At 41.7% G+C, this 15,453-nt stretch carries 12 protein-coding genes; 5 read left to right on the forward strand and 7 right to left on the reverse strand.

The window, feature by feature from the left end; all coding sequences use genetic code 11:
- Nucleotides 1-82 precede the first annotated feature (82 nt).
- Nucleotides 83-661: a superoxide dismutase gene (locus FET73_RS08600; RefSeq protein WP_154223545.1), complete on the forward strand. Its 579-nt coding sequence runs from the start codon at nt 83-85 to the stop codon at nt 659-661.
- Between the two features lie 63 nt (nt 662-724).
- Here FET73_RS08600 and FET73_RS08605 read toward each other — a convergent pair whose 3' ends face one another.
- The 5 genes from FET73_RS08605 to parC form a co-directional block, all read right to left on the reverse strand.
- Complete coding sequence (locus FET73_RS08605) at nt 725-1,321, reverse strand: hypothetical protein (RefSeq protein WP_154223546.1); 597 nt, start codon at nt 1,319-1,321, stop codon at nt 725-727.
- Nucleotides 1,318-1,974, reverse strand: coding sequence for an RNA polymerase sigma factor (locus tag FET73_RS08610; protein WP_154223547.1), 657 nt, complete (start codon nt 1,972-1,974; stop codon nt 1,318-1,320). Before FET73_RS08610 ends, FET73_RS08605 begins: the two co-directional genes overlap by 4 nt.
- A 306-nt stretch (nt 1,975-2,280) precedes the next feature.
- The gene (locus tag FET73_RS08615) at nt 2,281-2,886 is read right to left on the reverse strand and encodes a peroxiredoxin C (protein WP_154223548.1); all 606 of its coding nucleotides are present in this window, start codon (nt 2,884-2,886) and stop codon (nt 2,281-2,283) included.
- A gap of 106 nt (nt 2,887-2,992) precedes the next feature.
- Complete coding sequence (locus tag FET73_RS08620; RefSeq protein WP_154223549.1) at nt 2,993-3,811, reverse strand: alpha/beta hydrolase family protein; 819 nt, start codon at nt 3,809-3,811, stop codon at nt 2,993-2,995.
- Entirely contained in the window at nt 3,792-6,026 is a 2,235-nt protein-coding gene (parC, locus tag FET73_RS08625; RefSeq protein WP_154223550.1) for a DNA topoisomerase IV subunit A, read from the reverse strand. Before parC ends, FET73_RS08620 begins: the two co-directional genes overlap by 20 nt.
- Before the next feature lie 263 nt (nt 6,027-6,289).
- On the opposite strand from parC, the gene FET73_RS08630 reads away from it, so the two are divergent.
- The 4 genes from FET73_RS08630 to FET73_RS08645 all read left to right on the forward strand — a co-directional run bounded on the left by FET73_RS08630 (nt 6,290) and on the right by FET73_RS08645 (nt 12,379).
- Complete coding sequence (locus FET73_RS08630; RefSeq protein WP_218944302.1) at nt 6,290-7,519, forward strand: MBOAT family O-acyltransferase; 1,230 nt, start codon at nt 6,290-6,292, stop codon at nt 7,517-7,519.
- 163 nt (nt 7,520-7,682) lie between these two features.
- Nucleotides 7,683-8,636 (forward strand): alginate O-acetyltransferase AlgX-related protein, encoded by a 954-nt coding sequence (locus FET73_RS08635; RefSeq protein WP_343032284.1) that lies wholly within the window; start codon nt 7,683-7,685, stop codon nt 8,634-8,636.
- A gap of 70 nt (nt 8,637-8,706) precedes the next feature.
- Entirely contained in the window at nt 8,707-9,771 is a 1,065-nt protein-coding gene (locus tag FET73_RS08640) for a hypothetical protein (protein WP_154223552.1), read from the forward strand.
- Complete coding sequence (locus tag FET73_RS08645; protein ID WP_154223553.1) at nt 9,761-12,379, forward strand: M14 family zinc carboxypeptidase; 2,619 nt, start codon at nt 9,761-9,763, stop codon at nt 12,377-12,379. The genes FET73_RS08640 and FET73_RS08645 overlap by 11 nt, the downstream gene beginning before the upstream one ends.
- On the opposite strand, the gene FET73_RS08650 is transcribed toward FET73_RS08645, so the two are convergent.
- On the reverse strand, nt 12,376-14,529 hold the full coding sequence (locus tag FET73_RS08650; RefSeq protein WP_154223554.1) for a DUF255 domain-containing protein: 2,154 nt from the start codon (nt 14,527-14,529) through the stop codon (nt 12,376-12,378). The genes FET73_RS08645 and FET73_RS08650 overlap by 4 nt on opposite strands.
- Nucleotides 14,526-15,443: an oxygen-dependent coproporphyrinogen oxidase gene (gene hemF, locus FET73_RS08655; RefSeq protein WP_154223555.1), complete on the reverse strand. Its 918-nt coding sequence runs from the start codon at nt 15,441-15,443 to the stop codon at nt 14,526-14,528. The genes FET73_RS08650 and hemF overlap by 4 nt, the downstream gene beginning before the upstream one ends.
- Nucleotides 15,444-15,453 lie beyond the last annotated feature (10 nt).

Raw genomic sequence — 15,453 nt, forward strand, 5'->3', positions numbered from 1 at the left:
AAATTTTGATAGACTGTCCATATATTGCACAGACAGATTTTCATTGAGCCTCGGTGCTCACAAACATTGATAGGAGTGAATCATGTCTTTTGAATTACCAAAATTACCTTATGCTGAAAATGCATTGGAACCACACATTTCTGCTGAAACATTACAATACCACCACGGCAAACACCACAATGCTTATGTGACCAATTTGAATAACATGGTCAAAGGCACAGAATTTGAGGGCATGTCACTTGAAGAAATTGTGATGAAATCTGACGGCGGTATTTTCAATAATGCAGCTCAAATTTGGAACCATACTTTTTACTTCAATGGTTTCTCTCCAGATGGCGGCGGTGAACCTACTGGCGTTTTAGCTGACAAAATCAATGCAGCCTTTGGCGATTTTGCTACTTTTGTAGAAAAATTCAATGCTTTAGGGTTGGCTACCTTTGGCTCTGGCTGGGTTTGGCTGGTTCAAAATGATGCAGGAGATGTTGAGTTGGTCAACAGCTTCAATGCAGGCAATCCAATGACAGAAGGTTACACACCTTTGATGACTTGTGATGTTTGGGAGCATGCCTATTACGTTGACACCCGCAATGACCGAGGTGGCTACTTGAAAAACTTTTGGAATTTAGTTAACTGGGACTTCGTTGCAGGCAACTTGAAATAACCGCAAACATTAAACATAAAAAACCCGCATCATGCGGGTTTTTTATGTGTTGAATATTACAGCTTAATTCACTACAAAGCTGAATTGCTGCTGTTCATTACTTTTTTGATTGGTCAAGGTGAGTTGATAATTGCCTTCAGATAATTGGCCTTTTGACACCAGAACACTTACCATATCGTAAGTGGGTGTTAAATCACTGATTTTCATCATTTCATTTGTGCCTTCATTCACTGAATTGATTGCCACTTGATACAAATCAGAAGACAAATAAGCCACTGGCATTTGAATCAGATGATCACTTTCTTTACTTAAGTTCCAAACCAATTGTTCAGCACTTCTCACTTGAGAAAAGACAGAAATTTGTGGCGCCACCAAACCTTCACTCAACATATCATCTTTAGGCATCAATAAGCCCCAGGTCATCAACACAAACGCCGCTGCCATCCCAAATGCGGGTAACCAACTCACTTTATGAGTTTCTGTTTTGGCTTCTTCTTCATAATATTTTTTAACACCAGACTTCAATATTAAATCCAGCTCCAATTCTTCTTGTTCAGAAGGGTGTTCAAACAACCACATCTCAAACTGTGTTTTCGCATCAGGCGACAGTTTATTTTGAATGTAATCTTGTTTCATTTTTTCATCAGGTTGAAATTTCATTTCATCACTCCAATCATCATCCCTACTAATGTCACAGAAAAGCCCACAAAACTGAGCTTATTGGAAAAAATAGAAACCACGTTGTCTGCTTTATTTTCTTTCTTACCCATCAGCAATTCTTTTAACCTATGTTTGGCCCTAAACAACACCCTTGAAAAATGATCGGGTGTAATTTGCAATTCTTGGCAAATGGACAGTTTATCTTTATCTTCTAAGTAAAAAGCCTTCAAAATCTCTCTGTCACGCGCTACTTTTAATTCTTTAATCAAACGTTTCACATACTCAATGCTGTCATCCCATTCAACTTCTCGAGCCACATCGGCCGTTTTGTCTTCTAAAATAAACAACAAATCTTGGTCTAAGCTTGACCTGAATTTTTTATCTTTTCGTAAATACGAATATCCGATATTAATTGCTGCAGTTCTTAAATAAAACTTGATAGATTCAAGCTTATTAATTTCATTCGCCTTGAGCTTTTCAATGGTTAAACCAAAAGCATCATGAACTATATCCATATATAAGTCTGTATATGGAAACTGTTGGCGAACAATCACTGTTAACCATTGATAATGGTCCACAACAAATTGTTGACAGGCATCGGTATCACCTGCGGCAATTTGTTTCAATAAATTCAGATTTTGTTCGTCACTCACAGTATTCCTTTGGCTTTTTGAAACATTCACATTCTGCACACGACTATGAACAGACAAATTCTTTTTAGAATCTGAATGTTTCCAATGCGCGTGTCTGAGTATTATCATACTGTAAATGTCCAAAATTTCAATCACTGTCTGTGAGTGCTTATTTAATAGTGACATCAATTACAGCAAAATCTCATTAATTTGACAAAAACATGAAAAGTTAACACTTTTTTACAGTTAAGCACCACTTTTTGATATATCTGTCACAAAAAAACCCAGCACAAGGCTGGGTTTTAGTCAGTCGAATTTTAGCTCAATTTACAAAGCGTCAGACTCTTTTGACAAATAATCAGCAACGCCATCAGGTGATGCAGTCATGCCTTTGTCACCATCTTTCCAGCCCGCTGGACAAACTTCGCCATGTGCTTCATGGAAAGTCAGTGCATCCACCATGCGCAACATTTCGTCTACGTTACGCCCCAAAGGCAAATCATTAACCACTTGGTGGCGAACCACGTTGTTGGCGTCAATCAAAAATGAACCACGGTAAGCAACTGCACCGTCGGGTGTTTCAACATCATATTTCTTACATGCTTTGTGGGTAACATCAGCAAACATGGTATATTTCACTGGGCCAATACCACCTTCATTGATGGGTGTATTTCTCCAAGCATTGTGGGTAAATTGTGAATCAATTGAAACAGCAACCACTTCAACACCTCGTTTAGTGAATTCATCCATGCGCTTATCAAATGCGATTAACTCTGAAGGGCACACAAACGTGAAGTCCAAGGGATAAAAGAAAACCACTTTGACTTTGCCTTCTGTTGCTTTTTTGAAATTGTAATCGTCAACAATTTCACCTGTTCCCAGTACTGCAGCACCCTTTAAATTTGGTGCTTTTTTTCCAACTAATACGCCCATGCGATTTCTCCGTTGTGTTTAAAAAAATGACATTGTATCTTATCAAGCAAAAGGCTTCATTACGAATTTCAGAATGTTGCTTTCGTAAAAATCAATCAACAAGAGTTTAATCAAATTTTGACTTATCACACAGGAACTCAGCGACTTTTTCAGGAACATCAACAGTTAACTCATGCCCACCAGTAAAAGTTTGCAGTTGATAATTAACTCCTGATTGCCAGCCTGCATTTAAAAAAGCAGCTTGGTCATTTAAAGTGTATGAATATAAAGCATCAGTGGTTCCAACCATTTCCATAATGGGAAGTTGCCGTGTAGCACTCAGCGGGTAAGACAAGCCTGCATAGGCTTCTAATACACCTGCATTGACAGCATAGGCCGCAAAATACTCACTGTTAAGCAAATAAAACCAATGACCGACATGACCACCCGCTGAAAAACCCCAACCATAATACCGTGTAGTTTCAATGTTATAATCACTTTCAGTTTGATTCAATATTGTGACCCATATGGATGCATCAGTTCCTGGAACCCAACCTTGAGAACCTGAAGCCACCGGTGCGATCAGAATCATTTGGTATGTTTCTGCTGTCGCCTGCCAAAAGTTTCTCATCGCCAAGGCAGCTTGTGCTGTTTGACCAGGTGCCGCTGCACCATGAAGCACCATGAGTACAGGAAAGGCCGTGTTGGGGTTGTATTGACTGGGAATGTAGCTGTAATAAGTTCTGTTGACTTGATCAACAGTAATTTGATTTGTTAAAGGACCAGGATAAACACCCCCAAGGCCATTACTGGCTTGCGATTGATTTTGAAAGCCTGAATTGTGAATGATGTCTGGACAGTTTGTGAAGCTGGGAATGTCGGGCAAGGCAACAACTGTGCCTTGCCACATTAATAACAACGAAACTTTAGTCTTCTGCCACTTCAATTTCTAACCTGTCCACATTTCTGAAACCTTGAGGTAACAGACTACCACGTTTAGCACGAGTCCCCAAATAGTTGACTAAGTCTTTCCACTTAAAGCGAATATATCGGGCGCCTGCATGCACCAAGAAACTTTGCTCTGAAGTGATGACTAAAACATCGGCCAACCACTCTTCACCCGCTTTTAATCGTTTGGCAGGAATATTGATCAGTTTGTTGCCTTTGCCTTTCGCTAATTCAGGCAATTCATCCAAAGGAAACACCAGCATATAGCCGGCACTGGTAACACACACCACATGGGCATCAATTTCTGAGGCAATGTGCTTGGGCTTCATCGCAACAAATCCCGCAGGCACACTGAGCACTTTTTTACCTGCTTTCATCTTGCTGTGCAAGTTTTCAACTAAACCAAAATACCCATATCCAGCATTAGAACTCATTAAAACTTTTTCTGAAGGTTTTAAACAGGTGACACTGGTAGGCAGCATGTTGTTTTTGAATGAAAATTTTGTAGTCAAAGGTTCACCCTGCCCACGTGCAGAAGGCATGGTGTGTGTGGCCAGGCTGAAAGCCCTACCATCAGCTGACAAAAACACTGAAATTAAATTACTTCGTCCATGTGCATGATCTTGGTATTCATCTCCGGGCTTATAGCTCAATGACGCGGCATCAATATCATGACCTTTTGCCGCTCGAATCCAAGCCGCTTTTGACAAAATAATGGTACTGGGCTCACTCGGCACCAAAGTGGTTTCATCAAAGACTGCAGCCGCTTCGCGGGTCATGATGGCCGTGTTGCGCACATCACCATAGGTGTCACGGTCTTCAATGATTTCTTTTTTAATCAAAGATTTCATTTTTGCACGAGACTTTAATGTGCCTTCTAAACCGGCTTTTTCAGTTTCTAATTCGCTTTGCTCGGTGCGAATTTTCATTTCTTCCAAACGCGCTAAATTTCGCAAACGTGTATCTAAAATGGCGTCAGCCTGAATTTCAGTCAATTTAAAAGTGGCCATCAACTGTTCTTTCGGGTGCTCTTCTTCTCGAATGATTCGAATCACCTCATCCAAGTTCAAATAAGCAACCAACAACCCTTCTAAAATATGCAAACGGGCATCGACTTTATCCAAACGGTGCTGCAAACGTCTGCGTACAGTTTCTGTCCGGAAAGTCAGCCATTCGGTCAAAATCATGCGCAAATCTTTGACTTGAGGCCGGCGATCGAGACCAATCACATTCATGTTGACCTTATAGGTTTTTTCTAAATCTGTTGTGACAAACAAATGACTCATGATGCCGTCAAAGTCAACACGATTTGAACGTGCCGTAATCACCAATCTGACCGGGTTTTCATGGTCTGATTCATCACGCAAATCACTGACCATTGGCAATTTTTTATTGCGCATTTGAGCAGCAATTTGCTCCAAAACCTTACTACCCGAACATTGATGAGGTAAAGCCGTTACCACGATGTCATTACCTTCTCTTTCATAAACCGCCCGCATACGCACACTGCCGTGGCCTGTTTTATAAAAGTTAATGATGTCTTCACGTGGTGTGATGATTTCCGCTTTGGTTGGATAATCTGGCCCTTGAATGTGCTCACAAAGTTCTTCAATCTCAGCCTGAGGATTATCTAATAAATGCAACACACCATTAGCCACTTCTGTCAAATTATGAGGCGGCACATCGGTTGCCATGCCCACAGCAATGCCAGAAGTGCCATTCAATAACAAATTAGGCAACCGTGCAGGCAGCCACAAAGGTTCACTTAGGGTGCCATCGAAATTAGGCCCCCAATCCACTGTTCCGTGTGGAATCTCTGCCAACAGGGTTTTCGCATAGGCTGTCAGGCGTGACTCTGTGTAACGCATGGCGGCAAAGGATTTAGGATCATCTGGAGAACCAAAATTACCCTGTCCATCCACCAATGGGTAGCGATATGAAAAGTTTTGAGCCATCAAAACCATGGCTTCATAACAAGCAGAATCACCGTGTGGATGGAATTTACCAATTACATCACCAATGGTTCTGGCAGACTTTTTGTGCTTGGATTGTGCCGACAGGCCCAGTTCGCTCATGGCATAGATGATGCGTCGCTGTACGGGCTTCAACCCATCACCCACAAAAGGTAAAGCGCGATCCAAAACCACATACATGGAATAATCTAAATAAGAACGTTCGGCGTATTCGCCCATTGAAATCGTTTCGAAATCCATCCTGCTCGTCAATAATCAAAGCAGCGATTGTAGCGACTTTAAATAAATTTTTCACCTGCTTGTTAATTATTGACCTTGCTAATTTAATGACAAGGATTACAATTACTGCCGATATGCTGTTCACATCCCCTGTATTTCTGTTTCTTTTTCTACCTGTTTGCCTCTTGGCATATAGTCTGACGCCGAGGCCTCTAAAAAATACCCTGCTGTTGATATTCAGCTTGTTTTTTTATGCTTGGGGTGAATTGCAGTATGTGCTGTTGATGCTGGCATCCATTGTGACCAATTACCTGATGGGCTTAACCATTGATCATGCCAAACATAAAAAACTGTGGCTGGCTTTTGGGGTGTCGTTGAATTTATTGCCCCTGTTGTTTTTTAAATACAGCCAGTTTTTTGCTGAACAATTTGGCTGGTCATTTGATCAAGACATTCACCTGCCACTGGGTATTTCTTTTTTTACTTTCCAAGCCCTGTCCTATTTAGTGGATGTTTACCGCCAAGAAGTCAAAGCCGAACGCAATCCGCTCAACTTGGGTTTGTTTATCAGCCTGTTTCCACAATTAATAGCCGGCCCAATTGTTCGTTTCAAACACATTGCCGAACAATTAAAATCGAGAACAGTTGGTCTTCCAATGTTTGTTTCAGGCGTCGAACGTTTTGTTTTTGGTTTGGCAAAAAAGTTACTGATTGCGAACACTTTGGCGGTGGTGGCAGATGACATTTTGGCCTTACCTCAGGAACAAATCAGCTTGTCATTGGCTTGGATAGCCATGACTTGTTACGCCCTACAAATCTATTTTGATTTTTCAGCCTATTCTGATATGGCCATTGGACTGGGGCGCATGTTTGGCTTCCGCTTTTTAGAAAACTTTAATTACCCATATGTTGCACAAAGTATTCAAGAATTTTGGCGTCGATGGCACATGTCTTTATCGGGCTGGTTTCGTGACTACCTCTACATTCCGCTGGGCGGCAACAGAAAAGGCTCTTGGCGAACATATTTGAATTTATTTTTGGTATTTTTCCTGTGTGGACTGTGGCACGGTGCCAGTTGGAATTTTGTTATTTGGGGCATGATTCATGGTGCCTTCTTGGTGATTGAACGTTTAGGGGTTGGTCAGTTGATAATCCAAACACCCAGAATCATCCGGCACGTTTATGTTTGTCTGGTTGTGTTGGTTGCTTGGGTGTTTTTCCGAATTGAAGGCTTGCCTGATGCTTTAGGGCTTTTAAATATCATGTTTACCGGCAGTGAAACTGCCACTTATTACAGCTGGAATTACTTTTTCAGCAATCAATTTTATGTTGTTGCAACATTGGCTTTGATACTGGCATCACCTGTCGCAAAACAATTCAGCATCGCACCAGCCACCTCTCTTTCCATTACACAGCAATACGCAAGAACAGCCCTCGTCTCAAGTCTTTTACTATTGTCAGTGGTGTTGGTCTCAGCAAATACATACAACCCATTCATTTATTTCAGGTTTTGATATGAATCACACCCAATTTAACCTGATATTGACCCTCTGCTTTTTCATTGTTGTGCTGTTTTTAGCTCCAATTAAAAACTTCGCCTCCCCCGGTTATGGCCAAATTGAGTTCGAAAAAAGGCGGCTTGAACAACGGCCAAAGTGGCCGCAGACATTGACTGAAGTGAGATCATATCCGAATCAATTTGAATCCTATTACAAAGACCATTTCGGGTTCAGGCCTGTCTGGGTTAACCAATACAGAAAACTGAAAACTTGGGTGAAAGATCCCGTTGTAGAACAAGTTATATTTGGTTCAGAGCCTGGTTGGTTATTCTATAATGACAAAGATGGTAATGATGTGATTGGTGATTTCAGAAACATCAAACAATTCTCACCGTCACAACTGAAACAATTCGTTAACAACATCAAATCAAAACAAACATGGCTTGCTGACCAAAATATTGAATACTTATTTGTCATAGCACCATCTAAACATTATGTTTATCCAGAGTACTTACCCAAAAAATACCAGCCCATCAATCAACAAAACCTTAAAACACAACTTGCACAAGCATTAAAAACACACCCTGAAATCAACTTTTTAGATTTAACTCAAAACTTGATTGAGGGTAAAAAACAACAACAAATGTTCCTGAAAAACGACACCCATTGGACAGATTTTGCCACCAACTTAGTACAACTCGAAATTGCCAAAGTATTAGAAAAACTTTTTCCTCAACACATTCACCCCAACCTCAGGCCTTGGACCGATTTCAAGTCAAACGCCCCACATGCTGGTGATTTAGCCATGATGAATGGCACCATTGAACAATTTCCAGAAACCAGAAGCTTACCTGAATTCAGTGATTGTGCTGAAACACCTCTACAAAAAAAGGTCAAATACAATGACACCTTTGATACCAACTGCAATCATAAAGTTCGTGCTCTGGTATTCCGGGATTCATTTTTCTCAAACCTCCAGCCCTTTATTTCAGAGTATTTAGGATTGAGTCGCTTTGTGTGGAAACCAATGAAGTTCAAATCTGCTGAAAAACACATAGATGACATTCAGCCGCACATCATTATTGAGGAATGGGTGGATCGGCATTTACCTAATTTGAGACCACCAAAGTAGGTTGCTCTGACACATTGAGCTTACGAAGCTTATCGTTTATAATCATGACTAATCCAATCAAAGATTAACCATGAAATATTATATTTTATTCATTATCCTGTGCTGCGGAAACGTTCATTCCAGTTTGTATTCTGATGATGAAATTGCACAATTTCTGAAGGAACATCAAACACAAAGCAGTCCATTGGTCACAAGCATATTTACAGACAAGCAACCATTGAAAACTTTGAACAACTGGCTGATTTCGAAAAAACTCAATGACTTAGAAAAAGAGTTTCAACTGTATGCCTTGCTTAATCAACTGGCCACCACGCCACCGGACAACCACTTCTTACCATTACTTGAAAAACTGAGCTTGCATCAATCAAAAACGTTTAAAAACCACCCTGAAGGGAAATACCACGGGCATGCACCGATTGAGCTGTTTAATATCAGTGCCAAAGCCAACGGTGTATTGAATATTTGGTCAATGAAAAACGCTCAATCACAGGCCAGCAACATAATCAACAACCCATCCAATGTGGTTGAAGCGCTTGAGCAATTACTGAACCATAAAACGGGCCACATCAGACCCGTTCAATTGGGCATTAAAAATGCCTTTCAAGTAGCGACAAACAATCAACTAAAACATGTGAAACAGGCTTTTTATCGTTCACCACACATTCCCAGTGTTTTGCACACCACATTAGCTGACCTGGTTGTTGTTTCTGCTGACATTGAATTCGCCACTTGGGCATTGGGCTCTGTTAACAAACAACAAGCAGAACGGACTTATCGTTTGATCGCCAAAGAATACCCACAACAGCAAAGTATAGATTTATTGACCCGAGACATCGACAGCAAAGCCAACCCCAATTTTATAGTGACTTTGCTGACACCACACATCAACCAAAACAAAGTGGCAGATTACCTATTGGATAAATTAACCAAAGAGTCAACAACTGAAGGGGCGGCTTATGTGCTCTCAAAGAGTAATGACCCTTTGCTTTGGAAAAAAATGGAACAAATTCACAACACGACCACGTCTGAAGCCGTTAAGTCAAAAATTCGCTTGAGCTTTAAACACAATCAAAACGAAGCCGCTCAATTTATATTCAAGCGCATCGAAAAAATGGAGGCCATTCATGAGTTTTAAATATAAACAATCCCTGATAGCTGCACTTTTGGTTTCATCTGCTGGTTTAGGGCACACACAACAAATCACCCACTGGACTGAACAGAATGGTACGCTTGGTCTGGGCTACCCTGTTCCTGTTCCAGTTGACACACCTGAGCCATTTGACGGGTTCAGAACTTATGATGGCTTGCACAGCAAACACATGCAAATCACAGATGAAAACCCTCATGTCACTGCACATGTTATTGGCCAAACCATTGATGGAAGAGACATATGGGCCTATCGATTAAGCGATGAAAACCAACTGACGCAATATGGTGTGCCCGAAGGTGGCATGTTAATGAATGCAGGCATACATGCACGTGAATGGCAGTCACCAGAAACGGCCACGGGTGTTATGGAGTTACTTCATGACAACAGAAATGATGAATCAATTCACCAATTTTTATTAGAGAACACACAAATAGTCATCATACCTGTTAATAATATAGATGGATTTTTACAAACCCAGCGTTACCCAACCAGCAACTACTATTCCAACCAAGGTGGACCTCGTGATGGGCGCATGCGGCGCAAAAACATGCGCAATGTAGATGAAGTGCTAACAACCCGGTCAGATCATTTGTTTGGCATAGATCTGAACAGAAATAACGACCCATATTGGGCCTTTACTGAAAACTCCAATAACCCACGGTCATCAGGCGATCCCACATCTATTGTTCACCGTGGCATTGAGGCCTTTTCTGAGCCCGAATCCATTGCTCGCAGAGACTCAGTCAATTTATTAGACCCTGATCACTTAAGAGTGTACACAGATGTCCATTCTTTTTCTTTGGTCCATTTTTCAACCTTGACTTTCAACCAAAACAGAAACATTTTACAAGGTCGACTGTTGTCTGACTTTACAAGCTACCACAAGGAAATGCCCGGCAATAAAAACTATGTCAACGTCCCTTCTGCGCCTGGTGGTGGCATTGGTGCCACCGATGAATACTTTGGCTATACTTATGAAGTACCTTCTTGGACATTAGAAATTGAACCAAGTAATGGTGGCGTTGACTACGGTGGATTTGGTAATGACGGGCATGATGGTTTTATTCTTCCAGAGTCGGAAATCAGAAGGGTGAGAGAAAATTTAGCCAAAACATTTGTGGCCACTTGGTATGGGCAAGCGGGCCCTCCTTCAGCAGTTCAAATGCGTTTGATTGACCCTGAAATTGATGCCGTTGTTTATGATGCAGAGTGGGACACTATTGATCAAAATACGCGCGACTTATTTGAAAATCGAATTGACCGCATAAAACCTGGTAAAAAATACCAAATGCTATTGCGTTTTGATAAACCCATGCGTATCCGAAATGCCGAAGGTGAAGCCAGCGGTTTAACTGGAATAAACTTAAGAATCGACCCAGTTATCCAAGCACAAATAAATGGCCAACCCGTAACGCTTAATTTTGAAAATGGGGAGTGGCTCAATCAAAAGACAAACACATGGAAGAGCTATGGTTTGTATAAAGACGATACCTTTGTCACTGATGTAACCATTGATGAAAACTTATCATACACACAAGGAGATGAACTGACTTGGCGTTTTGTAGTTACCGACCTTTTAAATCAAGTCAATGATGGGAATCCTGCGACTGTGGTTACTTGGTCAGACGGTCAATGGCAAAATTATGAAAGCACAGATGGCAGTTTAGGCATCAACGGTGGGTTTGATAACACTTTATCTGTAAGACTGGGCAGCCAATCAATCAACGACGTACCAGCCCGAGTCGCCGCAACCGGACTCTACTATGCACCTGATCGCGCTGGTGAAGGCATCAGCTTAGAAGTATTGGATTCTGAAAATTTTTGGATGACTTTCTATAGTTTCAATGAACATGGTCAACAAGACTGGTTCACTGGTCAAAACAATTATTCAGGCAACCTATTAAAAACCCCGCTTACTGCTGTTTCAGGCGGTATATTCGGCCCGGACTTTAATCCAGACAACATCAGTCTACAAAACAAAGGCGAAATAGAAATGGTGTTCAGTGGTGGCGTCAGTTTGGCTCAACCCATTGGATTACAGTATTGGTACCGTAATGCTGCCGTTAAATTCACCTATCCAGATGGTTCAAAATTCCGCACCACTTGGGATCCCTTGAGTGTTGCGGCAGGATTTTACAGTGATTTATTTATGGACGGTATTGGCTCAGTCCTGTTGCCTCCTGTGGCTCCCAACCAACCACCATCGTATACTGGCTCTTGGTATAATGCAGATCGTGCGGGCGTGGGCTATCACATCCAAATCCTTGAAGACAACCGAGCTGCTTTGCTGTGGTACAGCTTCAGTCCAGAGGGTGATAAAAAGTGGTTTGTAGACATGCAAGGTGAAATTACAGACACTGACTCTGGAGTGACTCTTAACTTCAATAACATTTCAACCGCTAGTGGCACCATGTTTGGTGCAAACTTCAACCCAAATGACGTAGTCATAGAACCATGGGGTAGTGCAGAATTTAAACTGTCTTGCTTTGAAGGCAGCATGACCTATCAAAGTACAGACAACGCCTATGGCACTGGTGGCTATGATATTGAACCCCTGACGCGACCTGCCGGCAATATGTTTGGCTGTAACTAATACAAATAAAGCTTTAGGCTTTGCGGCGGCAAACACTGTTTGTCGTCGCACAATTGCCAAGACAACAGCAAAGGCTGCCGCTTTAAAGTCGGACTGACAATAAAACAATTTTTGTCCCTAGAATACGGTGATATAACCGCTTCACCATTACACAGCTGTACACCTTGTAAGGTCCAGGGCATTAGAGATTCAATGGACACTTTCCAACTATTCTCAACATTTATTAGCGTTATTTTAATGCCCTCTTTATTGATCTTTTTTTGCCCAATTGTGTGACTTTTAGACTGCAAATAGGCAGTTAACAATCCAGCATGTGCCGTATTTTGCTGTGCAATAGATGCCACATGACCTGCTAAAATTTGATTAAACCATTGTGTGTGGTTTTGATCTGATAGACTGATTACTTGTAACATTTTGGCCGTTGCCGAAACCGTGGCACCATCTTTGGCATTCACTACCTGAGGTTGCCAAGCATGCATTGTCTCAGCATTGCCTGTGGCTTCAGACTGGTATAAAACGCCTAGATACCAAAATTTTTCTTTAATTAAAGACAGCAACAACTCAGCATCTTCATCATAAGCCCGCGGTGATTCATCAGCAACTGCATCATGCAACGCCAAAGCCGCTGCTGCTAAATTACTGTAATCACTCAACACTGATTGAGTGCTGTTACGCTGTCCAGACTGTGAGACACGCCTCAGCTGGCCTTCGTGCCAATGTAAATTCCACAAATGATCATAGGCACTTTGAGCCAAACTGATAAAACCGACATCCTTCAATAAAACCCCAGCACGAGCCAAGGCTTCTATCATCATGCCATTCCAAGAAACAATCACTTTGTCATCAGTCAAAGGCCGAGCTTTACTTGCTCTGGCAGCAATCAATTTATTTTTAATACTTGGAAATTGATCTTCGAAAACCTCTAAATCACGTTGAAAAAGTACATTTTGACCTTCAAAATTACCACCAGGAAAAACGGCAAAATGAGTACTTAACCAAGCAAATTCAGTTTCAGTCAAAACGCCTTTCAGTTCATGCCAAGACCACACATAATAGGCGCCTTCGACCAATTCACCTCGGTCATTTAAACTGTCTGCATCCAAGGCCGAATAAAACAAACCTTGCGCACTCAACATTTCAGTGCTGACAAATGCCACTATTTGCCTCGCCGTTTCTGCAAAGCTCGCCTCATCAAACACCACTGCTGCTTGGGCATATAATTGAAGCAGCTGGGCTTGGTTATAAAGCATTTTTTCAAAATGCGGCACCAACCAATCTTCATCGACACAATAACGATGAAAACCACCCGCCAAATGGTCATGAATGCCACCTTGTTGCATTTTTTTCAATGTCAGCTTCAATGCAACCGCTACGTCTTCATCACAGCTGTCCACATATTGGTACATAAGAAATTGGAGCCAAGCTTCTTGAGGAAACTTGGGCGCACCACCAAAACCACCGTTTTGACCATCATGCATGTTTAATAATTCGGCACACAACTGCTCAGACGCTTGGTTCAGCCAATCTATAGAAACTTGTGATTCAGACACACCAACAGACAAGTAACGCTTCACGGTCTTTTTGACTCGCTGACCTTGTGCTGTTAATTTTTCTTGTTGCTCATTCCATAAGCTTTTGATTTGTTGTATTAAATCCAAAAATCGGGGTTGTGGAAAATAAGTGCCGGCCATGAATGGCTCGGCATCAGGTGTCAAAAATGATGACATCGGCCAACCACCTTGCCCTGCAATCAGCTGTAAAGCCGTCATGTAAAAATCATCGACCACCGGATGCTGTTCTCGATCGACCTTGATGCAAATAAAATGTTGATTCAAAAATTCAGCCACGGCCAAATCTTCAAAACTTTCATGTTCCATCACATGACACCAGTGACAAGTGGCGTAACCTATGGATAAGAATATCGGTTTATTTTCTGCCTTGGCACGGTCAAATGCAGCTTCATCCCATGCCATCCAATCAACAGGATTGTGTGCATGCTGGAGTAAATAAGGTGAAGACTCTTTGATCAATTCATTAATGAACTTCGGCTTACCACCTTCATGTAAATGTCGCGTTCTGACGTCATACTGCGCTTTTTTGTCTTGAAACAGCTGCCAAAGTACTTTTTTCGATGAATCAACCACTGTCACTTATTGAGGCCCAGCCAATCATGTGGCTTGAGGTAATCATACAGTTTGGCTTCTTGAGTGCCCGCTTCGGGTTGGTAGTTGTAACGGTATGAAACCTCAGGTGGCAATGACATCAAAATCGATTCAGTGCGCCCACCTGACTGTAAGCCAAACAAAGTACCACGGTCATACACCAAGTTAAATTCAACATAACGGCCACGGCGGTATTTTTGAAAGTCTTTGTGTTCATTATCAAATATACTGCCCTTGTGCCTTTTAACTATGGGAACATAGGCTTCACAATAAGCTTGACCAATCGCTTGAATAAACGCAAAGCTTTTATCAAAACCCCATTCATTCAAGTCATCAAAAAACAAACCACCCACACCGCGTGTCTCGTCCCTGTGTTTGAGGTAGAAATAATCATCACACCACGCTTTGAATTTACTATAGACATCATCACCAAAAGGCTTACACGCATCATAAGCCACTTGGTGCCAATGTCTGATGTCATCATCAAAAGGATAGTAAGGCGTTAAATCAAAACCACCTCCAAACCACCAATGGCTTTTTTCATCACCTTTAGGAACCGTTCTGAACACCCGGACATTGGCATGGGATGTTGGTATGAACGGGTTATCAGGGTGAACCACCAATGACACACCCGAAGCTTCAAAACCTTGTCCAATCATTTCAGGCCGTTTGGCCGTTGCGGCTGCCGGCAGCGCATCACCTTTAACATGTGAAAAATTCACACCTGCTTGTTCAAAAACTTCACCATTAAGCACCCTGGTTCGGCCGCCACCGCCATTGCTGTGTTGCCAAGCATCTTCTTGGAAGGATTTTTTATATTCTATGGATGCCAGTTGTTGGCAAATGTCATCTTGTAGTGACTTCAAAAAAGTCACCACTTGGTCAAATTGTTGCTGGTTCATGGCTTATCAG

The sequence above is a fragment of the Marinicella rhabdoformis genome (genome assembly GCF_009671245.1).
GTDB classification, from domain to species: Bacteria; Pseudomonadota; Gammaproteobacteria; order Xanthomonadales; family Marinicellaceae; genus Marinicella; species Marinicella rhabdoformis.

Bases quoted from the DNA above. Each gene is read 5' to 3' on its own strand.
- hemF (WP_154223555.1), bottom strand. From the start codon at position 15,443: ATGAACCAGCAACAATTTGACCAAGTGGTGACTTTTTTGAAGTCACTA.
- FET73_RS08645 (WP_154223553.1), top strand. From the start codon at position 9,761: ATGAGTTTTAAATATAAACAATCCCTGATAGCTGCACTTTTGGTTTCA.
- parC (WP_154223550.1), bottom strand. From the start codon at position 6,026: ATGGATTTCGAAACGATTTCAATGGGCGAATACGCCGAACGTTCTTAT.
- FET73_RS08600 (WP_154223545.1), top strand. From the start codon at position 83: ATGTCTTTTGAATTACCAAAATTACCTTATGCTGAAAATGCATTGGAA.
- FET73_RS08615 (WP_154223548.1), bottom strand. From the start codon at position 2,886: ATGGGCGTATTAGTTGGAAAAAAAGCACCAAATTTAAAGGGTGCTGCA.
- FET73_RS08640 (WP_154223552.1), top strand. From the start codon at position 8,707: ATGAAATATTATATTTTATTCATTATCCTGTGCTGCGGAAACGTTCAT.
- FET73_RS08630 (WP_218944302.1), top strand. From the start codon at position 6,290: ATGCTGGCATCCATTGTGACCAATTACCTGATGGGCTTAACCATTGAT.
- FET73_RS08605 (WP_154223546.1), bottom strand. From the start codon at position 1,321: ATGAAATTTCAACCTGATGAAAAAATGAAACAAGATTACATTCAAAAT.